Origin of the sequence: Sorangium sp. So ce281, from assembly GCF_051527395.1 — a bacterium.
Lineage (GTDB): Bacteria > Myxococcota_A > Polyangia > Polyangiales > Polyangiaceae > Sorangium > Sorangium cellulosum_B.
In genome coordinates, this window is sequence record NZ_CP150322.1 from 5,827,542 (window position 1) to 5,854,212 (window position 26,671).

15 protein-coding genes are annotated in these 26,671 nt (G+C 72.3%); 9 read left to right on the forward strand and 6 right to left on the reverse strand.

Features of this window, described 5'->3' with window-relative positions:
* Nucleotides 1-104: 104 nt before the first annotated feature.
* The gene (locus tag WMF27_RS22085) at nt 105-1,157 is read left to right on the forward strand and encodes an agmatinase family protein (protein WP_437766913.1); all 1,053 of its coding nucleotides are present in this window, start codon (nt 105-107) and stop codon (nt 1,155-1,157) included.
* A 9-nt stretch (nt 1,158-1,166) separates the two neighbouring features.
* Here WMF27_RS22085 and WMF27_RS22090 read toward each other — a convergent pair whose 3' ends face one another.
* Nucleotides 1,167-2,459, reverse strand: a complete 1,293-nt coding sequence (locus WMF27_RS22090) for a M18 family aminopeptidase (protein WP_437769818.1) — start codon at nt 2,457-2,459, stop codon at nt 1,167-1,169.
* A 287-nt stretch (nt 2,460-2,746) separates the two neighbouring features.
* On the opposite strand from WMF27_RS22090, the gene WMF27_RS22095 reads away from it, so the two are divergent.
* From WMF27_RS22095 to WMF27_RS22105, 3 genes are all read left to right on the forward strand, one after another.
* Nucleotides 2,747-3,883 carry a quinone-dependent dihydroorotate dehydrogenase gene (locus WMF27_RS22095; protein WP_437766912.1) on the forward strand — a complete coding sequence of 379 codons (1,137 nt, stop codon included), beginning with the start codon at nt 2,747-2,749 and terminating at the stop codon, nt 3,881-3,883.
* A complete protein-coding gene (locus WMF27_RS22100) occupies nt 3,873-5,021 on the forward strand; it encodes a GNAT family N-acetyltransferase (protein WP_437766911.1) in 1,149 nt (382 codons plus the stop codon). Before WMF27_RS22095 ends, WMF27_RS22100 begins: the two co-directional genes overlap by 11 nt.
* A 68-nt stretch (nt 5,022-5,089) precedes the next feature.
* Nucleotides 5,090-5,785, forward strand: coding sequence for a hypothetical protein (locus WMF27_RS22105; RefSeq protein ID WP_437766910.1), 696 nt, complete (start codon nt 5,090-5,092; stop codon nt 5,783-5,785).
* 48 nt (nt 5,786-5,833) lie between these two features.
* Here WMF27_RS22105 and WMF27_RS22110 read toward each other — a convergent pair whose 3' ends face one another.
* A complete protein-coding gene (locus WMF27_RS22110; protein WP_437766909.1) occupies nt 5,834-7,135 on the reverse strand; it encodes a sigma 54-interacting transcriptional regulator in 1,302 nt (433 codons plus the stop codon).
* 437 nt (nt 7,136-7,572) lie between these two features.
* On the opposite strand from WMF27_RS22110, the gene WMF27_RS22115 reads away from it, so the two are divergent.
* Nucleotides 7,573-9,915: a DUF1588 domain-containing protein gene (locus tag WMF27_RS22115; RefSeq protein ID WP_437766908.1), complete on the forward strand. Its 2,343-nt coding sequence runs from the start codon at nt 7,573-7,575 to the stop codon at nt 9,913-9,915.
* 8 nt (nt 9,916-9,923) lie between these two features.
* The gene (locus WMF27_RS22120; protein WP_437766907.1) at nt 9,924-11,198 is read left to right on the forward strand and encodes a DUF1501 domain-containing protein; all 1,275 of its coding nucleotides are present in this window, start codon (nt 9,924-9,926) and stop codon (nt 11,196-11,198) included.
* A gap of 109 nt (nt 11,199-11,307) precedes the next feature.
* Here WMF27_RS22120 and pbpC read toward each other — a convergent pair whose 3' ends face one another.
* The 4 genes from pbpC to WMF27_RS22140 all read right to left on the reverse strand — a co-directional run bounded on the left by pbpC (nt 11,308) and on the right by WMF27_RS22140 (nt 23,518).
* Nucleotides 11,308-13,884, reverse strand: a complete 2,577-nt coding sequence (pbpC, locus tag WMF27_RS22125; RefSeq protein ID WP_437766906.1) for a penicillin-binding protein 1C — start codon at nt 13,882-13,884, stop codon at nt 11,308-11,310.
* A gap of 3 nt (nt 13,885-13,887) precedes the next feature.
* On the reverse strand, nt 13,888-19,662 hold the full coding sequence (locus WMF27_RS22130; protein WP_437766905.1) for an MG2 domain-containing protein: 5,775 nt from the start codon (nt 19,660-19,662) through the stop codon (nt 13,888-13,890).
* Nucleotides 19,663-19,853: 191 nt separating this feature from the next.
* Nucleotides 19,854-22,265 carry a GH116 family glycosyl hydrolase gene (locus WMF27_RS22135; protein WP_437766904.1) on the reverse strand — a complete coding sequence of 804 codons (2,412 nt, stop codon included), beginning with the start codon at nt 22,263-22,265 and terminating at the stop codon, nt 19,854-19,856.
* 269 nt (nt 22,266-22,534) lie between these two features.
* Nucleotides 22,535-23,518 (reverse strand): hypothetical protein, encoded by a 984-nt coding sequence (locus WMF27_RS22140; RefSeq protein WP_437766903.1) that lies wholly within the window; start codon nt 23,516-23,518, stop codon nt 22,535-22,537.
* 310 nt (nt 23,519-23,828) lie between these two features.
* Between WMF27_RS22140 and WMF27_RS22145 the strand changes: the two genes are divergently transcribed.
* From WMF27_RS22145 to biuH, 3 genes are all read left to right on the forward strand, one after another.
* The gene (locus tag WMF27_RS22145) at nt 23,829-24,929 is read left to right on the forward strand and encodes an ABC transporter permease (protein ID WP_437766902.1); all 1,101 of its coding nucleotides are present in this window, start codon (nt 23,829-23,831) and stop codon (nt 24,927-24,929) included.
* Entirely contained in the window at nt 24,929-25,858 is a 930-nt protein-coding gene (locus tag WMF27_RS22150) for an ABC transporter permease (RefSeq protein ID WP_437769817.1), read from the forward strand. The genes WMF27_RS22145 and WMF27_RS22150 overlap by 1 nt, the downstream gene beginning before the upstream one ends.
* Nucleotides 25,859-25,975: 117 nt before the next feature.
* Nucleotides 25,976-26,671 (forward strand): biuret amidohydrolase, encoded by a 696-nt coding sequence (gene biuH / locus WMF27_RS22155; RefSeq protein ID WP_437766901.1) that lies wholly within the window; start codon nt 25,976-25,978, stop codon nt 26,669-26,671.

Here is a 26,671-nt window from a genome sequence, read left to right on the forward strand (position 1 = left end):
GCGTGCGGCGGAGCGCTCCGGCGCGCTCCGGCGCGCTCCGGCGTACGCTGGGCCGGAGGCGGCTCGCGCTTGACGACCTGGTCGCGAACCGCCAACGTGGCCGCGTGAGCTCATCCCCTCTCGGCTTCGATCCGAACGGTCCCGCCATCGGAAACGGGATTTACGGGCTGCCACACACTGCCGAGGACGCCCGGGTGGTCCTCGTCCCGGTGCCGTGGGAGCCGACGGTGTCCTACCGCCGCGGCGCCGCCAAGGGCCCGGGGGCGATCCTGCGGGCCAGCCGGCAGGTCGACCTCTTCGACCTGCACACGGGCAGACCGTACGAGCAGGGCATCGCGATGCTCGACGTCGATCCGGACATCGTGCGCTGGAACGCGGAGGCGTGCGCCGCGGCCGAGCCGGTGATCGCGGCGCACGGGGAGGTCGCTGGCGACCGCGACCTGGAGGCGCGCCTCGCGGCGGTCAACGCGCTGTCCCGCCGGCTGAACGAGCGTGTCACGGAGATCGCCATGCGCTGGATGGAGCGGGGCAAGCTCGTCGGCGTCATCGGCGGTGATCACTCCGCCCCCTACGGCGCGATCGCGGCGCACGCCGCGCGTTACCCGGGAATGGGGATCCTGCACATCGACGCGCACGCCGATCTCCGCAACGCGTACGAGGGATTCACCGACTCCCACGCTTCGATCATGCACAACGTCGCGACGAACCACCCGAAGATCCCGCGGATCGTCCAGGTCGGGCTGCGCGACATGAGCGAAGACGAGCTCCGGTTCATCCGCGAGTCGAACGGGCGCATCGTCGCCCACATCGACGCCTCGATCGCCGATCGGCTCTTCGAGGGGGAGCCGTTCCACCTGATCGCCGACTCGATCGTGGAGGATCTCCCCGACGACGTCTATGTGAGCTTCGACATCGACGGCCTCGATCCGACGCTGTGTCCGAGCACCGGCACGCCTGTCCCCGGCGGGCTGACGTTCCAGCAAGCCGTCGCCCTGATCGGCCGCATCCAGAAGAGCGGCCGGCGCATCGTCGGCTTCGACCTGAACGAGGTCGCGCCCAAGGACGACGCCGACGACTGGGACGGCAACGTCGGCGCCCGCCTCCTGTACAAGCTCATCGGCTTCACCCTCCTCTCCCACGACACGCGCACCCGCTAGGCGCAGCGGTCAGGCGAGGGCGCGGCGGTAGGTTTCTATCGCGAGGTGCACGTCGAGCGTGCCGGCCATCTCGCGGCAGGAGTGCATGCTGAGCATCGGCGCGCCGACGTCGGCCGTGGCGATCCCGAGCGCGGCCGCCGTGATCGGGCCGATCGTGCTGCCGCAAGGGAGGTCGCTGCGCACGACGAAGCGCTGGGGGGCGTAGCCCACGTCGTGACAGAGCGCCTCGAGCGCGGCGGCCGTCGCGCCGTCCGTGGCGTAGGACTGGTTCACGTTCGACTTGATCACGAGCCCGCGGTTGATCTGCGGGGCGTGGCGCGGCTCGTGCTGATCGGCGTAGTTCGGGTGCACCGCGTGGGCCATGTCCGCCGAGACGAGCAGCGACCCGGCCATCGCGCGGGCGAACGCCTGCGGCTCGCGCCCCGGGTAGACGTCGACGATCCGCGCGAGCACGTCGCGGAGCACGCTCCCCGCCGCCCCCACGGCGCTCCGGCTGCCGCACTCCTCGTGGTCGTAGAGCGCGATGACCCGCGTCGCCGCGGAAGGAGCGGCGCCGATCAGCGCGGCCGTCGCGGCGTGGCAGCTCGCGAGGTTGTCCAGGCGGGACGCGAAGATGAACTCGTCGGAGAGGCCGCCGAGCGACGCCTTGAGCGTGTCGTACAGGCAGAGATCGAAGCCGAGGATGGCGTCGCGCGGCGCGTCGACAGCGCGCGCGAGCAGGGCGCTGAGATCGGCCTCCCTTCCGAGGCCGATCACGGGGACGAGGTGCTTCTGCGCGTTCAGCACGAGCCCCTCGGAGTTGACCCCGCGGTTCAGGTGGATCGCGAGGTTCGGGACGCGGGCGACCGGGCGGCCCAGGTCGACGAGGAGGCGCTCGATCCGACCGTCCCTGCGCACGTGGACGCGGCCGGCCACGCTGAGATCGCGGTCGAGCCAGGTCGAGTACAGGACGCCGCCGTAGACCTCGACCCCGAGCTGCTGGTAGCCGCTCCGCGAGAGCTCGGCGCTCGGCTTCACCCGGAGGTTCGGCGAGTCGGTGTGCGCGCCGATCACGCGAAAGCCGCCGAGCGCCGGGTGCTCGGCCCCGGCCACGAACGCGACGATCGTCGACCCGCCCCGGATGACGAAGCGGCGATCGCCCGGAGCGACGGCCCACGCGTCGCGCTCCCCGAGCTCCGAGAAGCCAGCCGCCACGAGGCGCGAGGCGACCTCGCGCACGGCGTGGAACGGCGTCGGCGAGCGATCGATGAAGGCGCAGAGGTCGCGGGCGGCCGCGACGCCGCGCTCGCGCAGCGCCGCCATCTCGTCCGCGCTCCTCGCGAAGCGCTCGCCAAGGTCGGTCAGTGGCCTGGGATCGCCTGTGCGATCGAGGATCTCGGGGGACGTCATGGAGGGCGCGGAGTCTAGCAGAGCCGCCGAGCCTCGCCCTGCGCGCCGGCGCGCGCCTCCGAGCGCGCGGAAGCGCGCGCTCGCCAACGCCGCGATGGCGGCCCACGCGGCCGGTGCGCCATGGTATCCGCCACCACCGCGCCGCTCGCAGGACCTCCTCCGACGCCGCGCGCCGCAACCCGCAACGGAGACGCGCCCCGATGTACCGCCTCGTCCGACCGCTCCTCTTCGCGCTGCCGCCCAGCCTTGCGCACGAGCTCGGCATGCTCGCGCTCGCCCCGCTCGAGCACGCGGCGCCGCTCCGCGCCCTCGTGCACGCCCGCCTCGCGCCCCGGGATGGGCGCATCGCCGTGCGCACCATGGGGCTCGACTTCCCTTCCCCGCTCGGCGTGGCGGGCGGCTTCGACAAGGACGCCCGCAGGGCCCGCGCGCTCGCCGCCCTCGGGTTCGGCTTCGTCGAGCTCGGCACCGTCACGGCGCAGCCCCAGGCCGCGAACCCGCCGCCGAACCTCTTCCGGCTGCCGGCCGACCGGGCGCTCATCAACCGGCTCGGGTTCCCGAACCAGGGCGCGGCCCGCGTCACGGAGCGGCTCCTCGACCGCGGCGGCGCGGCGGCCGTGGGCGTGCCGGTGGGCATCTCGATCGGCAAGTCCAGGGTCGCGCCGCTCGATCCCATCGAGCCCGCGATCGACGACTACCTCGCGAGCTTCCGGGAGGCGCGGCGCGCGGCCGACTTCGTCGTGATCAACGTGTCGTCGCCGAACACGAAGGACCTCCGCGCGATGCAGGGGCCGGCGATCGCGCGGGCGCTGCTCTCCGCGATCGCGCGGGAGAACCGCGCCGCCAGGGCGCCGCTGCCGCTGCTCATCAAGGTCGCCCCGGACCTCGGCGACGAGGAGCTCGAGGCGCTGCTCGCCGTGGTCGAGGAGGTCGGCCTCGCCGGCGTCATCGCGACCAACACGACCGTGCGGCGCGACGGGCTCGCGACGAGCCCGGCGGCCGTCGAGGCGATGGGCGCGGGCGGGCTGAGCGGCCCGCCCCTCCGGCAGCGCTCGCTCGCGATGGTGCGGCGCATCCGCGCGCGCCTCGGGAGCGACGTCACGGTGATCGGCGCCGGGGGCATCGAGTCGGCGGAGCACGCGATGGACCAGCTCCAGGCGGGCGCCGACCTCGTGCAGCTCTACACGGGCTTCATCTACGGCGGCCCCCTCCTCCCCGCCGCGATCGCGCGCGGGCTGTCGGACCTCGTGGCCCGCTCCGGCGCCCGGTCGATCCAGGACCTCGTGAGCCGGCCAGGCGGCGCGACGCGCGCTGCTAGGATCGGCCATGGAGCTTGAAGCGCACGTCCACGACACCATCCGCGACATCCCGGAGAGCGAGTGGGACGCGCTCGACGGGGTGAGCGAGGCGCCGTTCCTCACCTGGGCGTGGTTCGACGCGCTCGAGCGGACGGGGTGCGTGGGCGAGGCGGCGGGCTGGCTGCCCCACCACATCACGCTCCGGGCCGAGGGGGCGCTGCTCGCCGCGGCGCCCGCCTACCTCAAGGACAACAGCGAGGGAGAGTTCGTCTTCGATCACGGCTGGGCCTCTGCGTCCCACCAGATCGGCGCGCCGTACTACCCGAAGCTCGTCGTCGCGGTGCCGTTCACGCCCGCGACGACGCCGCGGCTGCTCGTGCGGCGGCCGGAGGACCGCCCGGCGCTGCTGCCCGTCCTCGCCGAGACGCTCCGCAAGCTGGTCGCGCGGAGCCGCATCTCGAGCGCCCACGTCCTGTTCCCGACAGAGGACGAGGCCGCCGCCCTCTCCGACGCCGCCATGGCGCACCGCTGCGGCGTCCAGTTCCAGTTCGAGAACGAGGGGTATCGGACGCTCGACGACTTCCTCGCGCGCTTCAACGCGAAGCGGCGGCACCAGATCCGGCGCGAGATGCGCGAGTCCACGCGGCAGGGGCTGTCGATCGACACGCTGCGCGGCGCGGAGATCACGCCGGAGATCGTCGACGCCATGTTCGGCTTCTACGTCTCCACCGTCGAGAAGTTCGCCTGGGGCCGGCAGTACCTGAACCGCGCCTTCTTCGAGGAGATCGCGGCCCGGCTGCGCGGCGGCGGGGCCCAGGGAGGCGTCGAGATCGTCCTCGCGCGGGAAGGCAAACGCCCCATCGCGGGCGCGCTCAACCTCGCCGGCCCCACGACGCTCTATGGCCGCTACTGGGGCGCCTCGGAGGAGCGCCCGTTCCTGCATTTCAACGTCTGCTATTATCACCCGGTCGAGGACTGCATCGCCCGGGGACTGCGCCGCTTCGAGCCGGGCGCGGGGGGCTCGCACAAGCTCGTCCGCGGCTTCGCACCGAGCGTCACCCACAGCGCGCACCACATCGCGCATCCACGCCTGGACGCCGCGGTGCGCGACTTCCTCGCGCGCGAGCGCGCGGCCGTCTACGCGAAGACGGCGGACAGGAGCGTGGCATTCCGCTGAGCGCCTCCCTGCCGCGGCGCGACGTGCGGTGTTGACGTGACGCGCGCTGGAGAGGGATGCTGCCAGACATGCGCGCCTTTCTTGCACTCCTCGCCTCCTCCATCGTCTTCGGGCTCGCCGCGAGCGGCGGCTGCTCGAGCAATGACGCGACCGACACGACCTCGACGACGACGGCGGCCACGGTCGCCGGCGCCGGCGGCTCGCTCGGCTTCGGCTGCTTCGGCGGCAGCCCGGATGGGCGGTGTACGATCCTCGCCCAGGTCCCCGAGAGCTGCAGCTGCCCCGACTGCTCCGACACGGCGAGCTGCCTCGGCCGCTGCAACGACGACGGCGCCTGCGACATGCGGCCAGACGCCCCCGACGGCGAGGATTGCACCTGCCAGGACTGCGCGGGCACCGTCGCGGCCTGCAGCCCGAGGCGCGGGTGCAACGACAGCGAGGGGTGCAACGCCAACGAGGATTGCACCTGCCCCGACTGCACGAGCGCCCCGCGGTGCACGGATCACTGCACGGACAACGGCTCGTGCGCGGAGTACTTCGAGGGGTGCTCCTGCGCGGATTGCCGCGGCGTGGAGCGCTGCGGCGGGGACCCGGCCACGACCACGGCCGCGGCCACGACGAGCAGCGGCGCGGGCGGCGACCCGACCGGCGGCGGCGGCGCGGGCGGCGACCCGACCGGCAGCGGCGGCGCGGGCGGCGACCCGACCGGCAGCGGCGGCGCAGGCGGCGACCCGACCGGCAGCGGCGGCGCAGGCGGCGCCTAGGACACGCTCGGCGCCCTCGCCGCTCGGCGCCCTCGCCGCGCCGCGCCCTCACTGCTTCGCGGTGAGCCCGTGCTTCCTCAAGAACATCCGCACGTGGTGGCGCTCCATGCCCGCGCGGCGCGCCATCTCGCTGACGTTGCCGCCTGTGGCGCGGATCAGCTCGCTGAAGTAACGCTGCTCGAACGCCGCGACGGCGCCCCGCTTCGCCTCGCCGAACGCCGACGTCGGCACGACCACGTCGCCGCCGCCCTCGAGCGGCAGGATCGAGGCGATCGCCTCGGCCCCGGGCGGCAGGCTCGCGGCCACGCTGGTGACGTTCATGAGCTCGCGGACATTGCCAGGGAAATCGTGCTGGCCGAGCGTCGTGGTGATGAGATTGACCATCTCCACGGCGCGCTCGGGGCACCCCAGGCGCTCGCAGACGCGCTCGACGAGCAGCGGGATGTCCTCCCGCCGCTCGCGGAGCGGCGGCAGCTCGATGCGCATCTGGGCGATCCGGAAGAAGAGGTCGCTCCGGAAGCGCCCGGTGTTCATGCTGCGGCCGAGGTCGCGGCGCGTCGCCGCGATGATCCGCACGTCGACGGGCTCGTAGATCCGCGACCCGACGCGCTTCACCTTCTGCTCGGTGAGCGCGCGCAGCAGCTTCGGCTGGAGATCGGGCGGCAGCTCGCCCAGCTCGTCGAGGAAGATCGTCCCGCCGTTCGCCTCGTGGAAGGCGCCGCTCCTCCGCTCGTTCGCCCCGGGGAAGGCGCCGCGCTCGTGCCCGAAGAGGAAGCTCTCGGCGAGCGCGCCCGGCAGCGAGGCGCAGTCGACGACGACGAACGGGCCGCCGCGCCGGCTCGAGACGTCATGGATGGCCTGCGCCGCGAGCTCCTTGCCCGTGCCCGTCTCCCCGGTGATGAGCAGCGAGAGCTCCGTCGAGGCCACCTCGCGCAGCAGGCGGAACAGGTGGCGCATCCGCGGCGAGGCGCCGATCAGCGGGCCGAAGCTCTCGTCGAAGCCGACGTCGACGCGCTCCTTGTCGAGCGGCTCGAAGCTCAGCACCGAGCCGCCGACCTGGATGGCGCACGCGGCCGTCAAGATCGCCTCGCGGATGCGGACCGTCGACACGAACGTCCCATTCTTGCTGCCGAGATCGCGGACGAGCACGCCCGGCCCCTCCGCGCGAAGATCGCAATGCGTCGAGCTGACCTCCGGATCGTCGACCACCACACCGCAGCTCGGATCGCGCCCCACCACGATCGGCGCGATGCCGATCTTGACGGGATCCCGGCCCGCCGACCGCAGCGTGCCGCCGCGAACAAACCACTGAACCGCGCGAGCGCGGGTCGCATCCCTCGTCGAGCTCATATCCAACGGTTATTCGATTTCCCTGGTCTTGACCACATCCACGCACGCCCCGCGCGCGCAAGGGTGCGAGCGCCCACCTGGGCACACCGGGTACGCGGCTTCCGGAGGAGCCGCAGCCTCCTGTCGAAAAACTTCACAACTACTAGAGGAATGGACGTGATCGACGAGAAATTCTGATCAAGCAATGTGCTGAGCGCATAGCGGGAGAGGCCCTCGAGAGGCTAGAGTACCTGGTCTACGCAAGCGATGAAGCGGGCGTTCGTCCAGCTCGCCTCATCGGGTGTCGATGGTCGATGAACGAGGACCCGACCATCGCGGGGCGGAGGCGCCCTGCGATAGGGCTGTCGGTGGGTTGGTTCTTTCAACGCGATTGGGGGCTCCGCTCTCCCGGTCCCCTCAACGTGGGAGTCGCGCGAGCGCTCCCGGCGAGGATGCTTATGCCGAGAATAGGATGGTCACTCCGGAAGCGCGCCGCGACGGCCCTGGGGCTCCTGGGGCTCTCCGCGGGCGCGAGCGCGCTCGCCTCCGTGTCCGCCGGTTGCAGCAGCGAGGCCGACGGCCCGTGCATCTCCGACGAGCAATTCTTCGCCGAGAAGGTGTGGGTCCCCATCCTCTCGACGAAGTGCATCGGCTGCCATAACCCGCAGGGGCAGGCGGCGGAATCCAAGCTGATCCTCGCCGGGAGCAGCGAGGCGGGGTTCCTCGACAAGAACCTCGCGACGTTCAAGTCGCTCGCCGGGCTCGAGCTCGGCGGCGAGTCGTACGTCCTCCTCAAGCCGACGAAGGCCATCGAGCACGGCGGCGGCCAGGTCCTCGCCTCGGACAGCGCCGAGGTCGAGGCGCTCCGGGCGATGGTGGAGCGCACGAAGGAGCCGTCGTCCTGCGAGACGGACGTCAACGCGTCCTTCGCCGGCGTGGTGATGAGCGGGCCCGAGGAGACGCTCCGCACGGCGAGCCTCGAGCTCGCCGGGCGCCTGCCGACCGAGGCCGAGGAGGAGGCCGTCGCAGAGAGCGGCGTGGCCGCGCTGGATCCGATCCTGGACCAGATGCTCACGGAGGAGACGTTCTATGTGCGGCTGAAGGAGATCTACAACGATCTCTTCCTCACCGACCGTTACCTGAACGGCGAGGAGGCCGTCGATCTGCTGCGGGGCGACGCGTACGATCCGAAGTGGTACAACAGCCTCCCGCAGGATCCGGCGCTGGTCGCGAAATACGGCGCGCGGGACCTGGAGGACGTCGCCAACAAGCTGAAGAGCTGGACGAACCGGGCCGTCGGGAGGGAGCCGCTCGAGCTCATCGCGTACATCGTGCGGAACGACAGGTCCTTCAAGGAGGTCCTCACCGCCGACTACACGGTCGTGAGCCCCTTCTCCGCCAGGGCGTACGGCGTGACGGCCGAGTTCGAGAACGACGCGGATCCGGACGAGTTCGTCCCGGCGAAGCGCGATCCGATCCCGCTCGCCGGCGTGCTCACCTCCCCCGTCTTCCTGTCCAGGCACCCGACGACGAACACCAACAGGAACCGCCACCGCGCGAGGATGGTCTATCAGTTCTTCCTCGGCACCGACATCCTGAAGACGGCCGAGCAGCCGCTCGATCAGACGAAGATCACCGACTTCAACCCGACGATGAACAACGCGGCGTGCACCGTCTGCCACGCCGCCCTGGACCCGCTGTCAGGCGGGTTCCACAGCTTCGACTCCGCGGGCCGGTACAAGGAGGACGACACCTGGTACGAGGACATGCGGCCGCCGGGCTTCGGCGCGGAGTCGGTGCCGTTCAGCGAGTTCCCGACCGCGCTCTCGTGGGTGGCGAAGCGCGTCGCCGACGACCCGCGCTTCGCGCTCTCGGCGGTCTATACGATGTACACCGGCCTCACCGGGCAACAGCCGCTCGCCGCGCCGACGAACGAGGATCCGGAGTTCAACGCCAAGTTCCGGGCGTACCTCGCCCAGTACCACGCGTTCAACACGATGGCGCACGACTTCGCCGACAGCGGCTACAACCTGAAGACGGTCGTCAAGGCCATCGTCAAGAGCCCCTATTTCCGGGCGCGCAACGTGGCGCAGGCGTCTCGGGGGGAGGCGCTCACGCAGCTCGGCGGCACGCGGTTCCTCGGGCCCGAGCAGCTGCACCGGAAGATCTGGGCGGTGACGGGGTATCCGTGGCGCCCGCGGGCGTTCGAGGACGACGGCAATCGCTACGACTTCCTGCTCCGGCGCGACGCCTACCGCATGCTCTACGGAGGCATCGACTCGCAGGACGTGATCCAGCGGATCTCGGAGCCGAACGGGATCATGGCCAACATCGCCGACCGGATGGCGAACGAGATGGCGTGCATCTCGGTGCCGCGCGACCTCTACCTCCCACAGGAGGAGCGGCTCCTCTTCCCGTACGTCGAGACGACGTTCGAGCCGCGGGACACGAACGATTTCGACGTGCTGCCGGCCGTCGAGGGGATCAAGCAGAACATCCAGTACCTGCACAAGCGGGTGCTCGGCGAGTCGCTCGAGCTCGGCGATCCCGAGATCGAGCGGACGTACAAGGTCTTCCTCGAGACGTGGGAGGAGGGCAAGGCGGGCATGGCGAAGCCGGAGGGCGAGGAGGGCCGGCTCTCGAGGTCGCTGCCCGGCCCCTGCCAGGTGCACAACGACTACTGGACTCGAGAGGGGCTCCCCGACGAAGAGAAGCTCACGCGCGACGAGAACTACACGATCCGCGCGTGGATGAGCGTCATGACCTATCTCCTTTCGGACTTCAGGTTTCTTTACCAGTAGGAGCAGCCATGGAACGTCGAGATTTCCTCAAACTGGCATCTATGGCGGGCCTCGGCGTCGTCGCAGCGGGCGTGCTGTCGAGGGACGCCGCCGCGGCCGGCCCCTACACGGGCCCGCTCTGGGTCCACATCCACGCGAGCGGCGGCTGGGACCCGACGAGCCTCTGCGATCCCAAGGGCGCGATGGACGAAGAGGAGCAGAAGACGCGGCAAGCGATGAACCGCAGCTACCTGCGCGAGGCGATCGGGACCGCCGGCAACCTCAAGTACGCGCCGGTCGGCGGTAACGACGCGTTCTTCAAGAAGCACTACAGCAAGCTGCTCGTCATCAACGGCATCGACACCGGGACGAACAGCCACGACGCCGGCGTCCGCAACACGTGGTGCGGCACGCTCCGCGAGGGCAAACCCGCCTTCGCGGCGCTCGTGGCCGGCGTCCACGGCGGCGCGCTGCCGATGGGGTTCATCAGCAACGGCGGCTACGACACGACGGCGAACGTCGTGGCCGTCACCCGCATACCCGACACCGGCCTCCTGCAGCGGCTCGCCTATCCGAACAGGATCGATCCGGGGAACGAAGAGAACCGCGAGCAGTACCACACCGACGCCACGATGACGCGGATCCTGGAGGCGCGGCAGGCGCGGCACGCGGCGAAGCTCGAGCAGCAGCGGCTGCCCCACGTCAAGCAGGCGATGAGCACGCTCTTCACGTCGCGCGTCGGGCAGAACGAGCTCAAGCAGCTCATCCAGTACCTGCCCGCGGAGTTCGAGAGCGCCTCGCTGCGGCGGCAAGCGCAGGTCGCGCTCGCGGCCTACCGCGCCGGCATCTGCGTGAGCGCCAACCTGTCGGTGGGCGGGTTCGACACGCACGGGAACCACGACGACAACCACATCCCGCGGCTCGACCAGATCTGCGACGGGATCGACTTCATCCTGACCGCCGCGGAGGAGCAGGGCATCGCGGACCGGATCGTCCTCGTCGTGGGCTCGGACTTCGGGCGCACTCCGGGCTACAACGAGGGCAACGGCAAGGACCACTGGAACATCACCAGCATGATCCTGGCCGGCGCGGGCATCGCGGGGAACCGGGTGATCGGCGCGACGGACGACCGGCACAACCCGCTCGACGTCGATCCGGTCACGCTCGAGCCCAAGGAGGGCGGCGTCCGGCTCAAGCCGGGGCACATCCACAAGGCGCTGCGCAAGCTGGCAGGGATCGCGGACGATCCGCTCGTGGAGCGATTCCCGCTCTCCGAGGAAGAAGACCTGCCCCTCTTCGGGTGATGTGGCCCGCGGGCTGCGCGCCGCCCCACCAGCGACGCCAGCGACCGCAGCGCGGGTGACTTCATCGGAGCCGGCGGGCGAGGAGACGGGATGTCGCCTCGCCCGCCGCTCACCGCACCGAGAACGCGATCTCCTCGCCGGCGGCCGCTCCGTCCGCGTCGACGCGGAGCCGGTGCGCGCCGGCGACGAGCGGCCAGTCGAGCGCGAACGGCGGGCCGACCTCGATGGGGCGCCCGTCGAGCACGAAGCGCACGCGGGGCACGCCCGGAGGGACATCGGCGCGCAGCCGGATCGCCTGCAGCGAGTTGATCGAGGGGTCGAGGACGAACCGGGCGCCGTCGGGCGGGTACGCGACGCGGACGCGCGCGCCGGCGCCGGCCAGAGCGGCGCCGGGCGCGCCGGGGAGCGAGCCGCAGAGGGGCGACGCCGCGTCGGGCGCGAGGGGGCGGCCGGCGGCGCGCGCCCACGCGGTGAGCTCCGCGTCGTAGCGCTCGAAGACGCGCTCCTCGACCGCCGCGTCGGGGCAGGCCCCGGCGCGCAGGCCGTTGCGGCGATCGATGCGCACGGCCTCGTGCATGTCGCACGGCGACAGCGCCGCGGCGTCGCCGCGCGGGAGGAGCTCGCGGCGGCGGTGCGGGCACGCGGCGGCCGGCCTCATGCCGGACAGGGCGCAGACCTCGACCTCTGCGAGCTGCTCGGGATCGGGCGGATCGAAGGGGCGCGGCGGCCGGACGCGCGCGGCGGCGAGCATGGCGTCGCGGAACAGCGGACCCGCGCCGGTGATGCCGCTGACGCCGCCCATGGGCGAGCCGTCGAAATTGCCGACCCAGACGGCGACGGTGACGTCGGGCGTGAAGCCGACCGCGATGTTGTCGCGGAAGCCCTTGGACGTGCCCGTCTTCGCGGCCACAGGGAACGGGAGATCGAGCGCGTTGCCCTCGCCGAACGACGCGAGCCGCGCCCGGTCGTCGGCGAGGATGTCGATGATCACCCGGGCGCGCGCGGCGTCGAGGACGCGGGCGCCGCGCTCGGGGGGCGCCGCGGGCGCGTCGTGACCGCTGCGCGCGGACGGCACGGAGGAGGCCGCTTGCGGTGAGGTCGACGGAGGCGACGAGGGGGCGAACGAGCGCACCGCGCGCACCGGCAGGTAAAGGCCTCCCCGCGCGAGCGTGGCGTAAGCGTTGGCGAGGTCGACCAGGCGGACCTCGCCGTCGCCGAGCGCGATGGCGACGCCGTAGCGCGACGGCTCGCGATCGAGCGAGCGGAGGCCGAGCTCCCGGAGCCGCGCGAGGACGCGCTCGGGGCCGAGCGCGGCCGCCGCCCAGACCGCAGGGACGTTGTACGAGTTGGCGAGCGCGTCCCGCAGGCGGACGGGGCCGTGGAACCGGCCGTCGTAGTTCCGCGGCGCGTAGTTGCCGTCCGCGGTCGGGAACGAGAGCTCGACGTCGGGAAGGACGGTCGCGGCGGTGAACCCGAGCTGCTCCATGGCGAGCTCGTAGACGAACGGCTTCAGCGCAGAGCCGGGCTGGCGCAGCGCAAGGACGCCGTCGTTGTGGCCGAGCCCGGCGGCGTCGTCGATGTCGTGCGAGCCGACGTACGCGAGGATCTCGCCGGTCGCGTTCTCGATCACCACCACCGCCGCCGCGCCGACGTCGCGATCCGAGAGGCCGCGGACGGTCTGCTGCGCGAGGACCTCGATCTCGCGCTGGAGGCCGCGGTCGATCGTCAGCGTGATCGAGGTCGGCCGGCGCTCTACGATCCGCGACGCCGCGCCGGGGCCCTCGGCGGGGAGGCCCGCGCCCGGGCCCAGCGCGCCGCCGAGCACGGCGCGGACGAGGTGCGGCGCGCCGAGGCCGCCCCCCTTGGGGGCGAGCGCGATGGGCTCCGCGCGGGCGCGGGCCACCTCGGCCTCGCCGGCGAGGCCGGCCGCGAGCATGCGATCGAGGACGCGGTTCCTGCGGCGCTCGAGCGGCCCGGTGCCGCGGCGCGGATCGTACAGCGCCGGGCCGCGCGGCATGCTGGCGAGCGCGGCGGCCTCCGCGAGCGACAGGTCGCGCGTGGGCTTGTCGAAGTAGAAGCGGCTCGCCGCCTCGACCCCGCGCAGGCCCGGGCCGAACGCGACGCGGTTCAGGTACTGCTCGAGGATCTCGCGCTTCGAGAGCGACGCCTCGATGCGCAGCGCGAGCGCCGCCTCGCCGAGCTTGCCGCGCGCGGTGCGGGGGCGCGGGACGAGCGTGCGCGCGAGCTGCTGCGTGATCGTGGACCCGCCCGAGACGACGCGCCGCTCCGCCGCGAGCTGGCCGACGGCGCGCGCGATCGCGATCGGATCGACGCCGGGGTGGCGCGCGAACCGCTTGTCCTCCGCGGCCAGGAGCGCGCGCTGGATGCGATCGCCGGCCTCGGAGAGCGGAAGCCAGCGCGCGCGCGCGCCGTCTCCAGCGCGGAGCTCGCGGAGCACCGTGCCGTGGCGGTCGAGCAGGACCGTGGACACGGCGTGGTCCTCGAGCGCCCCGAGCTCCGGCGGAAGCGGCGTGAGCGCCGCGAGGGCGGCGAGCAGGAGCCACGGCGCGACGGCGAGGGCGACCGCGATCTGCGCCGCGCGGCGGAGGATCCGCCGCGCGCGCGGGCCGGGGCGCGCGAGCCACCGCCCTGCGCGGCCGGGCCCTTCCGGGGAGCGCGCGCGCACGGCTCAGCGCGGACGCGGCGCCGCGTCCGGCCCTCGGCTAGAGACCTGGACCGTGACGGCGCCCGTCCGGCCGAAGACCTCGGGGCTGTACATCTCCTCCGCGCGCGCGGGCGGGACCACGAACGAGCCGAGCGTCGTGGCGCGCGCAAGGTACCGGTACCGGTACATCCCGGCGGCCATGTGGTCGACGAAGAAGAGGACGCGATCGTCGCGGATCTCGCGGACGAAGCGGCTCGGGTCGTAGAGGCGGCCGGTCGCGCGGAGGTCGTCCCGATCGGCGTCGGCGTCGTCCGCCTCGGCCTGGGCCTGGGCCTCCACCGCGTCGACGTCGAGCGAGCGCGCGGACGTCGCGAGCCGCGCGTCGACCGCCTCGAGGCCGGCCGGCAGCGGATCGTCGATGACCACGAAGTCGCGCGGAGACGGCGTCACCACGACGATCTCGCCGAGCACGAGATCGCCGCCGGCGAACGCGACCGACGGGGGGGCCGCGCGCTCGCTCGACGTGGAGGCGCCGCCGACGACGGCGGCGAGGTCCTCGGGCGCGAGCGCGCGGAGCGACTTCTCGACGAAGAAGCCGCGGTCGAGCGCCTCCGCCGGGAGCTGCTTGCGCGCGTAGCGGAGCCGCGCCTCGTAGAACAGGCGGCCGCGCCCGTCGACCGCGAACGCGAGCGGCGCGCCCCCGGCGCTCGCGAGCCTCGCCGCGGGGATCGACGTCTTGACCTGCTCCGTCGTGGGGCCGTGGAACGGCGCGGAGAACAGCTCCGCCTGCCCCAGGAACACCCGCGCGTCGAAGTCCGGCGCCGTCTTCTCCTGCGCCTTCCGGTACTGATCGAGCGCGAGCAGCGCCCAGGCCGTCTCCTGCGTGCTGCGCCACGTGCCCCCGCGGCGATCCGCGAGCAGCCCCGCCGCGAGCCGCGGCGCGAGCGGGTGCGCCGGCCGCGCCGCGAGCAGCGCCCGCAGCACGAGCGCCGAGGTGCGGGCCTCGGAGTCCATGAGGACCGCGTACGCGTCGCCGTGGTTGTGGACGGCCCGCGCGACCGGACCGTCGAGGCGCAGCGCGCCCTCGAGCTCGCGGACGAGCTGATCCACGGACGCCCTGTCGCTCTTGCCGATCACCATCGCGTGCGCGAGGAGCGCCTTCGAGAAGAGCGGCAGCTTGTCGCGCTCGTCGAACAGCTGGCTCGCGCGCCCGGGGTCGGGGGCGCCGCTCGCCGCGAGGACGTCGACGAGGAACGGCGCCGTCGCCCGGAGGAGCGGGTCGGCGCCGATCCGGTTGAGCTCCTGGCGCAGGTACGACGTCGCGCGCTCCACCGCGTCGGGCGGCACCGCGACCCCGTAGCGCCTGGCCTCGGTGAGGCCCCACAGCGCGTACGCCGTGGTCCACAGGTCCGCGCTGTCCGACTCGGCGAAGAAGCCGAAGCCCCCGTCCCCGCGCTGGTGCGAGAGGATCTCCCGGACCGTCTTGCCGATGACGGCCGTGAGGTCCTTCGGCAGCGCGATCCCGTAGGCCTTCGCGAGGTCGCGCAGCGACAGGAGCGGGACCATCCGGCTCGTCAGCTGCTCGGTGCAGCCGTACGGGTACTCGAGGAGCTGCTCCACGCCGCCGCCGAGGCCCACGAGCGCGGTCGGCGCGAGGCTCACCGTGAGCCCGCCCGTGTCGTCGCGGATCGCCGACAGGTCCCCGAGCCGCTCCGCGCTCGCCGTGGTGGTGTCGCCGTAGAGCGCGACGGCCTCCAGCGCCATGGGCGCCTTGATCTCGCGGTTCACCTCGACCACGTCCGACGCGCCGCCGCCGGTCGCGCGGAAGCGCAGCGTCGCGGGGCCGGCCCTCGGCGCCGAGAGCGCGAAGCGGACCTCGGCCGATCCGCCCGGCGCGAGCTCCACCGCGCGCTTGGCGCTGCCCGCGAGCGTCAGCCCCGACGCGGTGACCTCCACCTCGACCGTCGCCGGCTTCCCGAGCCCCTTCGAGGTCACGACCACCCCCGCGTCGATCGCGTCGCCCGCGCGGAGGAAGCGGGGCAGCGCGGGCCGGGCCATGAGCGGGCGGCTCGTCGTCACCCGGGACTCGCCGTAGCCGAAGCGATCGTCCTCGGCGGCCACGACCGCCATGACCCGGTACGTCGTGAGCGAGTCCGGCAGCTTGAAGCTCGCGTGCGCCTGCCCGGAGGCGTCGGTGACGAGCGCGGGGTTGTAGTAGGCGCTCTGGCGAAAATCGCGGCGCACGCCCGTGCCGCCCTCGGCGCCGCCGCCGCCCGCGCGCCCCTTGTCGGCGCCGAGGTCGGCGAACGGGTTGCGCACGCGGGCGAGCGCCTCGCGCGTCTCGATCGTCGCCACCTTCAAGGGGCGCGGCGCGCCGAACACGGGGATCGGATCCGGCGTCGCGTACCCCGTCAGCGACAGCACGCCCTCGTCCACGGCGTAGAGCGTGACCTCCGCGCGGGCGGGCTGGCCGGCGCGATCGCGGACGTCGACGTCCACGCGGATCGGATCGCCGGGGCGCGCGTCCGCCTTGTCGGCGCGGACGCGCACCGCGAGCCGCTGCGCCTCCGGGTTCACGCGGAGCGGCGCGTAGCCGAGGCGGAACGCCGGCGCCCCGACGTCGGGCCCAGGCGCCCCGCCCTTCCCCGGCGCGGGCTGCGGCTTCGTCCGCCCGCGCAGGAGCAGCACCGAGACGAAGGCGTTCGGCCGGAGGTCCTCCGTGATCGGGACGTCGATCACGGGCATGGCGCCCGACAGCGTCACCTTCCGGTGCGTGGAGATGCCGGCGCGCTCGACCGTGACCAGCGCATCGGCGGAGGCGAACGGCGACTTCACGATGATGCGCGCCGTCTGTCCGATCTCGTAGCTGTCGCGGTCGGGAACGAGGTCGACCTTGAGCTCGTCGCTGTCGCCGAAGCCCCCGCCGCCCTCGCCGAGCGCGTAGACGCCGGCGGCGGCGCCGACGGGGTTGCCGCGGCGGTCCCTGGCCGTCGCGTGCAGGAGGTAATAGCCCCCCGACGGGACCGTGAGCTCGCAGCTCCGCGGCGCCGCCGCCGTCGTGACGCCGCACCGCGCGACGACCTTGTCGACCGGCGCGCTCACGCTGCGGTACGCGCTGCCGCTCTCCTCCCGCGCGAGCGTCCACGTCCGGTGCACGAGCTCGACCCGGACCGCGACCTGCGCGACGCGCGCGCCCTTCGGATCGACCGCGAGGATCTCCGGCCGCAGCACGTCGCCCGCCTTCGCGAAGAGCTCGGGCTCCTTGAGGGCGACGTAGAACTCGGCCGGGTGCACGAGCGCCGTCGAGCTCCCGGCGATCGTCTGCCGCGACACGTCGGTGACCGACGCCTCGCACGTGACGAGCTCCGTGCCGCGCTGCCCGGGCATCGAGAGCGCCGCGCCGATCGCCGCCTGCCCGGCCGCGTCGAGCTTCTCGCGCGCGCTCTGCACCTCGAACTCGCGCGGCGCCTGGTCCCGCAGCGCGTAGGTGAGCTCGTCCTCGCGGACCGTGAACCCCTCGATCCCCGGCGGCGAGAACGACGCCGGCGCGCGCGTCACGGAGAGCGATGCCTCCGCGTTCGTCATCGGCGCCCCGAACAGGTAATCGCCGCGCGCGGTCCAGCGCGCCTTGTCGCCGCGGACGTAGCTCGGCCTGTCGCTCTCGACGCCGACCTTGAACTCGGCGGGGCGGTACTCGGCGACCTCGACGCTGCCCGTCACGTCCGGCCACCCCGCCTCGCCGCCGTGGACCGTGGCGGCGAGGCTGTACGTGCCGAGCCGCGCGCTCTCGGGGATCTTCACGTCGGCCGAGAACGTGCCGAAGGCGCCGAGCGTCGGGGAGAGGGAGACGAGCGCCTCGCCGTCCGGCCCCTCGACCTTGAGCGCGACGCTCTTGCCGGCCGGCGTCCTCGCCCCGCGCGCGCCCTCCTCGCGGAAGATCCCCTTCACGCGCACCGTGTCGCCCGGCCGGTAGATGCCGCGATCGGAGAACATCATCCCGAACGGACGCGCCTCGCTGAAGTCGGACGACGCGCCGAAGCGCCACCCGTCGAGCGCGTCGGCGACGCTCCGGTACGTCCAGTCGTCGCCCGCGCGCGCGAAGACCACGCTGCGCCCGAGCGTCGTCGTTGCCTCCGGACCGTGCGCCGTCGCGGGGACCACCGCGAACCCCTCGGCGTCGGTGGACACCGCGGCAGGCGCGGGCGCGCCCGGGGCCCGGATCCACACGCGCGCCCCGGGCACCGGCGCGCCCGTCGACAGGCGCGTCACCCAGACGAGCGAGCCGCTCGGCGAGACCTTCGCGCTGATCCCGAGGTCGGTCACCTGCGCGATCACCGCGGCGGACGCGGTGCGCGCGTGCCGCGTCCCGGGCCGGGCGGTGTAGCTGATCCCTATCGCGAGCGGCCCGCGCTTGCCCTCGCCGCCCAGCACCTCGGCGGCGCGCACGAGGTGGGTCGCCGGCGTGTTGGCCGCGGCGGCCGGGCGCAGGACCGTCTGCTTGCCGGAGGGCAGCGCCGCGATCTCGCCCATCTTCGGGCTGCGCCCCGGGCTGTGCGGATCGCCCTGGAGCGCGAGGATCATCTCCTCAGTCATCGCGCCGACCGCGAGCGAGAGCTCGCGCACGTTCACGGACACGACCGGGATCTCGCGGCGCTGGGCCGGCTCGAACACGCTCCCGACGAGGCCGATCTGCGCCTCGGGCCAGCGATCGTCGAAGGCGATCTCCTCGGTGACGACGCCGGCCAGCGCCTGCCCGTGCACGTCGCGCAGCCCGGCGGCCACGCGCACCCGGTAGCTGCGACCCGGGGCGAAGGCGCCGCCGAGGGGGATGTGGCTCGTGGGCTCGTCGTCCTCGATCCACGACGGCCACAGCAGCTTGACGGCGGGCTCCACCGAGATCGCCCGCTTCGCGTCCGCGAGCTTGATGGGGTTCGAGAAGGCGAGCGTGAACCCGCCGTCGGCCGCGCAGCGCCCCTGCGGCGTGTCGCGATCGCACTGGGGGCGCAGCGCCCGGAGCGGCCCGTAGGTGCGGTACGTGAACCGCTGCTCCTCACCGGCCGGCAGCGGCCCTTCGCGGCCGCGGAGGCCCTCGTCCACGGCGATCTCGATCTCGCTGTCGCGCGGCAGCGGCGCGCGGGGGACGAGCTCGGCGAGCATCTCGTTCTTCGGGTCGGGGCGCCGCACCTCGAACGCCACCTTGTCTTTTCGATCGCCCGCCGTGAGGGACGCGCGCCGCGCGATCTCCGCGGTGTCGACCGGCTGGTTGAACCGCAGCTCGAACCGGGCCTCCGGCTTGAGGTCGTCCTTGCCCGACCAGGGCTCGACGCGCGCGACCGCGGGCCGCTCGGTGCGGAAGGTGAAGGAGTACGGCTCGGCGAGCGCGCTGCCGTCGAGCGCGCGGGTGCCCGCCGGGACCTCGACGGTGAACTCCGTGCCGCGCGGCAGGCGGCCTTCGGGGACGAAGGTGAGGCCGCTCGTGCCGACCCAGCGCCAGCGTCCAGGCGCGGACGGCTTCAGGACCGCGGGCACCGCGGCCTCGCTGCCCGCGAGGTCGAGCGATCGCATCGGCCGGTTGAAGACGAGGCTGATCTCGGCGGGGCTCGTGGTCTGCCCGCGAGGAGCGCCGAACACCACCGCGAACGGCCCTGCCGCGGCCTTTCCGCCCGCATCGAGCGCGCCGGGCGCGAGCGTCCCTCGGGGCGGGACGTTGGGGGCGCGCGCGCCCTGAACGCACGCCAGGCTGAGGGCGAGGACCGCGAGAACGGCGGGCGCAGATCGGAGGCGCGGAGCGACGGGCATGGCCGCGACTCAGCAATGGGGATGCCGCGGGCGCAAGAGGCGAGTCCGCGGCGGAATCCGGGCGGGTGATGTGGCAGACGAGACACACCCGAGGACCGCCGGTGACGCGTGGGCTCTGGCCGCGACCGCCGCCGCTCTATGGGCGGCGGCGCCGGGAGCGACGTCGTGTTCGCGAGGGCGATATCGCGCGTCTACGGCGCGATGTCGTACGCATGCTTCGCCGCCCACAGCGTCGTGGCCCGCATGTAGTAGGGCGCGCGGATGCTGCCGTTGCCCTCCCATGCCTCCGGCGTGCGGAACCACAGGCCGTCGGTCTTCCAGATCGTGTCGACCAGGCTCGCGCCGATCTCGCCGGCCTGCGCGGCGAGCCCCTCCTGGATCATGCCGGCCACCACGCCCCAGGACGTGCCCACCCAGCACTCCCGCGTCTGGTTGCTCGTCCCGTCGACCGAGCCACTGGCGGTCATGACGTTGACGACGCCGCGGGTCCCGCCGTCGAACCGCTTGAAGTTGTTCTCGTAGATCTTCGTGAACGCCGACACGGCGTGGCTCGGGTCGACGATCGGCGGCAGCCCGAGGGCGCGGGCGTACCACTGGCCCGCGAGCTGGTCCGACATGATCCGGCTCGTGTCCCGGCTCCCCGTGTCGATCTTGTAATACGAGCCCGTCCAGAGCTTCGACTCGAAGCCGCCCTTGGACTGCTCGGCCCACGTCTGGTAGGTGCCCGCGAGCGAGGCATCACCGACCGCGGTCGCCAGCTCCTTCGCGGCCTCGCTGGCGGCAATGAAGAGGCCCCCGCAGTACGCGGTGTTGCCGTGAAGATCCATGTCGTCGTACGTCTGATCGATGCCGTTGCTCTCCGGAAGCCCGTCCCCGTCGCCGTCCTGGCCCTTCACCTTCTGCATCGCCATCTTCACGGCGGGCCAGCAGTAATCGAGGAACTCCTTGTCGGTCTTCCCGGTGAGCGCCCAGTCGCGATAGACCATCAGGACCAGCTTGGAGTTGAGATCCTTCCAGTTGGTCGAGTCGCGGTACGTGTACGCGTTCCACTTGCGGAAGACGCTGTCGGTGTCTCCGAAATCGTGCGCGGTCGTCCCGAGCGCGCGCGGCCTGTCGGAGCGCGTGGTCGTCACGCTGTCGCAGAACTGCCGCACCTCCTGCTTGTCGATGTCCGGCCAGAGCGAGAACAGGGCCCATGAGCCGTAAAAGCGCACGTCCGACGTCCCGTAGAACGGGTAGATGTACGACTCGAGGCTGGTGAACATGTCCTCGTCCGGGTCGTCCGGCTGGCCGGACGCCGCGCCGGCCTCCCAGTACGTGCCCGCGATGGCATAGTAGTAGAGCTCGTTGAACAGAGCGCCCTTGAGCCACTCCGGGTACTTTGGATCGTCGAGCACGCTCGCCTGCCAGTCCTGGATCGCCCAGAGCCACGGCTCGTGCTCGGCGAGCGCCTCCGCCGCGATCGTCCACGAGGCGTTCCCCGTCCGCCCGAAGTGGCGCGTGTACGCGCGGTACCACCTGTCCCCCGAGCCCGCCTGCGTGACGGGGATATCCCACGCGAGCACGATCGGCACAGTGACGCTCTTCCCCGGCTCCACCGTGGCCTTGAACGCGATCGCCCCGAGCGCGTGCCCTCCCGTCGTGTTGGCGAGCGCGCCGTCGTTGGCGAGCTCGCTCTGCAGGGCGGCGACGCTGTCGGCGGACTGGTACGAGACGACCACGCCCGGCGCGTTCCGGCTGGCGAGCGTGAACTCCCCGTGCCCCTCGGAGCTCGCCGCCCCTCCGCCGCGCGTGAGGACCAGGCCGACGTCGTCGCCGGAGGTCTGCACCATGGCGCCATTGCCGCCGTGATCGTTCTTCCAGGTCAGCATCACGGCGACGTCGCAAGGCGCGCCGGTCGGATTCGTGATCTCCCACCGATAGACGCCGACCGGATAGCTGGATTTCTTGTAGTCTCCCGGGATGATGGGGCTGTATTGTTCGACCTTCGCTTTGCAGGGGAATGCCGCGCCGTGGTAATCGACCCACGAGCGCGGAAAGAGCGAGGAGTACGTCGCCTGCCCCTGGCCCAGGCCGTCCTTGTCGAGTCGCTTCGTCTGCGCGTCGCCCCCTTCGGCCTTCTGGTACATGAAGAAGCCCGCGTTGCCGTCGACGTTCTGGTCATTGCTCCCGATATCGAGGCGCCCCTTGTAGAACCTGCCGTCGAACCGCCACGTGATCGTCCCGGCCCCGAAGCCGCCGATGGGCGCGCCGTCCTCGTAGACGCCGTCCGTGATACCCCTGCTCCACGCCTGAGCCGGGATGGAGATCGGCTCGCCCGGCACGTGCGCCGGCGGGCCGCCGCCTTCGCTGCCGCCGGAGCCGACCGCGGGTGGCGCGCCGCCGGTGCCCGCCCCTGACGACGAGCTGCTCGCAGGGCCCTGGCTTGCTCCGGCTCCGGCTCCTGTTCCTGTTCCGGCACCGGCGCCGCCAGGCCCCGATCCGCCGTCCGACGAGGACGCGCTCGAGCCACCTCCACCGCACGACGCGGCTGTCGCCACGACGAGGACGGCACCGGCAGCGACGACACCCAGAGAGCGTAGTGGGACACGGGGCAATGTCATGACGGCGAGCATATGCAGATCGTGCGCACACGTCACCGTACCAATGGCAATGCATTTACTTCGTTACCGTTGAAACATTCCGCCGTTTCCGAGGCAAAACGTGAATTCGCGCGTCGCTGCTCACCCGGGCGGCCTTAACGCGACGCGAAATCTCCAGCACATCTTCCACGACGCGCACGACGCGCACGACATGATCGCGCGAACGAGATCGATGCGTTCCTCATCTCATTGCCAGGCTCGCTCCGCAGCGCGCGGCCGAGGAGCGGCGCTCATGGCCAGGTCGCCTTGACCGCATTGATCCAGGTGTCCGCGAGGCGGAAGGCCGGATCTTGCTCGATGTGCACGAAGCGTCCGCTGTAGCTCGTGGCGGAGCGACCACAGACGCGGCTCGCCGAGACGAAGTTGAGGAGCCTGCCTTGAACGTTGGTCGTCGCGTTCAGCGAACAATCGCTGCTGCCGGGGACGCCGACCCGCCAGGTGGGCTTCTCGGCCAGCAAGTTGCGCTTGAGCTCCAGTATCTTGTCACCCGAGACGGGGGCGACATCCATGCCATGCGAGGCGAACACGTCCTCCGCGCAGGTATCTCTCGCCATGCCATGCCACTGAATGCCCCACCAGGGCCTCGCTCCATAAAAGGCCGCGAGCTCCAGGTACGTCGCGTGAAACGCGTTCGCCACGTTGTGGGCCACGTCCGAGACCATGGTCGAGCTCTGGCAAACGCTGTCGGTGAAGCTCGCATCGCGGTGAGCGCCGGCCATCAGGAAGCTGCGGGATCTCGTCGCCTTGAAGAGGCTGACGGCCTGGATCTCCGTCTCCAGGTCCGCTGTCGCATGCGGCGCCGAATGAGCGAGCTCCCGCTCCGCGGCCGCGTCCACGATGAACGTGCCCAGCCCGAGATCGACGGTTCCGTCGCTGTTCCGATCGCCGACCTCCATGAGCACACAGTATCTTCGTCCATTGTTGACGTCGCGGAGGAGCCGGATCTGCGCAGAAGACGACAGGCTGGACGGCAGCACGAACTTGCAGCTGCCGCCCATCATGGTGCGAACGACGCTCCGCCACGCGGCCAGCTGCGTCGAGCTCGGGGTGACGAAGATGCCTGAGTCCCTGCCGGGCATCTGATCGCGAATGCACGTCACGAGCGCCTCCAGGGTCGCGCTCGACGAGCAGGTCAGCTCCGCCGAAGCCGCGGGGCGGGACGCCACGAGGACACCGGCGCCGAGCAGGAACAAGATCGTTCGTTCGAACCGCATGACAGCGTTACCTCCGGTCAGGGGTTTGCGGACGGCGAGTGCAAGGCGGAGACCGCCGCGCTGTGCGAACCGTTCGCGGTCGCCGCGGCCACCACATCGCAGCGCTATCGCCACATCGCAGCGCGGCCACCACACCACGGCGTCACTCGACCCGGTGAGCCCCCGGGGTGTCGCACGTCATGACAACGGCGCGTCGCTCGCAGGCCGGAGCGGGTCGTCCCGGCGCGAGGCGCCCGCCCTGTCCGTCCTGTCACGACAAGCAAGCTCCCCGAAAACGCGTGGAAATAATGGAGGCCTTATCCTCGGCAGCGTGAAAGTCATCTCGCACGGGCTGCTCGGGCGTGAGACGACCGAAGCGATCGCCATCCCCCTCGGGGCCCTCGCGGCCTCGCTCCTCGTGTTCGGCGCGTTCGTGGCCGCCCAGGGGGTGAACCCCTTGAGCGTCTATCACGACATGGTCCGCGGCGCCTTCGGCACGTGGTTCTCGCTCCAGAACACCCTCCTTCGGGCCGCGCCGCTCATGCTGACCGCGCTCTGCACGGCGCTGCCGGCGCGCCTCGGCCTGATCGTCATCGGCGGCGAGGGCGCGCTCGCCATGGGCGGGCTCTCGGCCGCGTCGGCGGCGCTGGCCGCACGGGCGTGGGGCGCGCCGCCCGCCGCCGTGCTCGCCGCGATGCTCGTCTCCGGGCTCGCCGCCGGGGCGCTCTGGATCGGCCTCGCCGGCGCGCTGCGCGTCTACCGCGGCGTGAGCGAGACGATCAGCAGCCTCCTCCTCAACTACATCGGGATCGCGATCCTGAACCACCTCGTCGAGGGCGCGCTGCGCGACCCGGCGAGCCTCAACAAGCCCTCGACCGCCTCCATCGGCGCCGAGAACGCGCTCGGGAGCCTGCCCGGCCTCGAGGTCCACTGGGGCCTCGCCTACGGGGTGCTCGCCTGCGCGCTCTGTTATGTGCTGATGCACCGGACGACGTTCGGCTTCGGCGCGGCGATGAGCGGCGGCAACGTCCGCGCGGCGCTCCTCGCCGGACTGCCGGTCAAGCGCCTCGTCGTGCTCACCTGCGCGCTCGCCGGAGCGTGCGCCGGGCTCGCCGGCATGGTGGAGGTCGCGGCGGTCCACGGCCGGGCCAACGCGTCGCTGATCAGCGGCTATGGCTACACCGGCGTCCTCGTCGCGTTCATCGCGCGCCACAACCCGCTCGCGATCATGCCGGTCGCCCTCCTGCTCGGCGGCATCGGCGCGAGCGGCGGCCTGCTGCAGCGGACGGCGCGGCTCCCCGACGCGACGGTGAGCGTGCTCCAGGGGATCCTGTTCATCGCGATCCTCGCCAGCGAGACGCTTTATGGCCGTTCCCTCGCTGCCCGCGAGCCCAAGGTCCGTCAGGCGGCTCCGGCGCCCTCGGTGGCATGATGAACGACGCAGCTGCGCTCGGTCTCTGGGGCATCCCCCTCGCGGTCGCCGCCGGGGCCATCCGCATCAGCACGCCATTCCTCTTCGTGAGCCTCGGCGAGTGCCTCACCGAGAAGAGCGGCCGCGTGAACCTCGGCCTGGAGGGCACGCTCGTCATGGGCGCGATGGGAGGTTATGGCGTCTCGTACCTCACCGGCTCTGCCTGGCTCGGCGTGCTCGCCGCCGGCGCCATCGGCGCCGCGCTCGGCGCGCTGCACGCGTGGCTGTGCTCGAAGCCGCGCGTCAACGACATCGCCGTCGGCATCGCGCTCATGCTCTTCGGCGTCGGCCTCGCCTTCTTCCTCGGCAAGCCGCTCATCCAGCCGACGGCGCCCCGCCTGCCCGCGATATCGCTCGGCTTCTTCAGCGATCTCCCCCAGGTCCGCTCCGCGCTCCAGGTGAACGCGCTCTTCCTCATCGGGGCCGCGCTCGCCCCGCTCCTGCGCTGGGCGCTCGACCGCACCCGCTTCGGGCTCGTGCTCCGCACCGTGGGCGAGAGCGCCGACAGCGCCCGCGCGATGGGGGTCGACGTGAACCTGGTCCGGCGGCGCGCGACCATGGCCGGCGGCTTCCTCGCCGGCGTCGGCGGCTCGTTCCTCTCGCTCTTTTACCCCGGCAGCTGGAACGAGGGGCTCTCGAGCGGACAGGGGCTCATGGCCGTCGCCCTCGTCATCTTCGCGCGCTGGAACCCGGTGCGCTGCCTCTTCGCTTCGCTGCTCTTCGGCGGCGCGAGCGCCCTCGGGCCGGCGCTCCAGTCCGTGGGGATCACCTGGGGATACCACCTCTTCAACGCCGCGCCGTACATCGTGACGCTGGCCATCATGGTCGCGGCGAGCTCCGCGACCCAGACCCTGCGCGATCAGCCCGCCGAGCTCGCGCTCGCGCGCTGATCGCGCGCGCCGGACGAACCGCGTGAACCGTAACAGAGAAGCGAAAGGAGCGAGCCCCGCGAGACGAGCGAAACGCACGAGACGAGCGAAACGCTGAATGACAGGAGGACTCGACCCATGCCCTACGTGGCCGCTGATCCCTACGCCTGGCCTTACAACGGCGCGCTCCGCCCCGAGACGACGGCCCTGATCGTCATCGACATGCAGACCGACTTCTGCGGGAAGGGCGGGTACATCGACCTGCTCGGCTACGACGTATCCCTGACGCGGGCGTGCATCGCGCCGATCCAGCGCGCGCTCGCGGAGCTGCGCCGCCGCGGCTATCACGTCCTGCACACGCGCGAGGGGCACCGGCCGGACCTCTCCGATCTCCCGGCGAACAAGCGGTGGCGCTCCCGCCGGACCGACGGCGGGCGCGGCGCGGGCGTGGGCATCGGCGATCCCGGGCCGTGCGGGCGCGTGCTCGTCCGCGGAGAGCCCGGGTGGGAGATCATCCCGGAGCTCGCGCCCCTGCCCGGCGAGCCGATCATCGACAAGCCGGGCAAGGGCTCGTTCTGCGCGACGGATCTCGATCTCATCCTCCGCCAGCGCCGCATCGAGAACCTGATCCTCGCGGGGATCACGACGGACGTCTGCGTGCACACCACCATGCGCGAGGCGAACGACCGCGGGTACGAGTGCCTGCTGCTCTCCGACTGCTGCGCGGCCACGGATCCTGGCAACCACGCCGCCGCGCTGAAGATGATCAAGATGCAGAACGGCGTGTTCGGCGCGGTCTCGACCTCCGCCGCGCTGCTGGAGGCGCTCCCGTGA

Excerpts from the sequence above, each read along its gene's own strand:
- WMF27_RS22090 (WP_437769818.1), bottom strand. The coding sequence starts at position 2,459 with ATGGCGGCGCTGCGCGAGCGCGGCGTCGCGGCCGCCCGCGACCTCTGC.
- WMF27_RS22095 (WP_437766912.1), top strand. The coding sequence starts at position 2,747 with ATGTACCGCCTCGTCCGACCGCTCCTCTTCGCGCTGCCGCCCAGCCTT.
- WMF27_RS22100 (WP_437766911.1), top strand. The coding sequence starts at position 3,873 with ATGGAGCTTGAAGCGCACGTCCACGACACCATCCGCGACATCCCGGAG.
- WMF27_RS22105 (WP_437766910.1), top strand. The coding sequence starts at position 5,090 with ATGCGCGCCTTTCTTGCACTCCTCGCCTCCTCCATCGTCTTCGGGCTC.
- WMF27_RS22110 (WP_437766909.1), bottom strand. The coding sequence starts at position 7,135 with ATGAGCTCGACGAGGGATGCGACCCGCGCTCGCGCGGTTCAGTGGTTT.
- WMF27_RS22115 (WP_437766908.1), top strand. The coding sequence starts at position 7,573 with ATGCCGAGAATAGGATGGTCACTCCGGAAGCGCGCCGCGACGGCCCTG.
- WMF27_RS22120 (WP_437766907.1), top strand. The coding sequence starts at position 9,924 with ATGGAACGTCGAGATTTCCTCAAACTGGCATCTATGGCGGGCCTCGGC.
- WMF27_RS22130 (WP_437766905.1), bottom strand. The coding sequence starts at position 19,662 with ATGCCCGTCGCTCCGCGCCTCCGATCTGCGCCCGCCGTTCTCGCGGTC.
- WMF27_RS22135 (WP_437766904.1), bottom strand. The coding sequence starts at position 22,265 with ATGACATTGCCCCGTGTCCCACTACGCTCTCTGGGTGTCGTCGCTGCC.
- WMF27_RS22140 (WP_437766903.1), bottom strand. The coding sequence starts at position 23,518 with ATGCGGTTCGAACGAACGATCTTGTTCCTGCTCGGCGCCGGTGTCCTC.
- WMF27_RS22150 (WP_437769817.1), top strand. The coding sequence starts at position 24,929 with ATGAACGACGCAGCTGCGCTCGGTCTCTGGGGCATCCCCCTCGCGGTC.
- biuH (WP_437766901.1), top strand. The coding sequence starts at position 25,976 with ATGCCCTACGTGGCCGCTGATCCCTACGCCTGGCCTTACAACGGCGCG.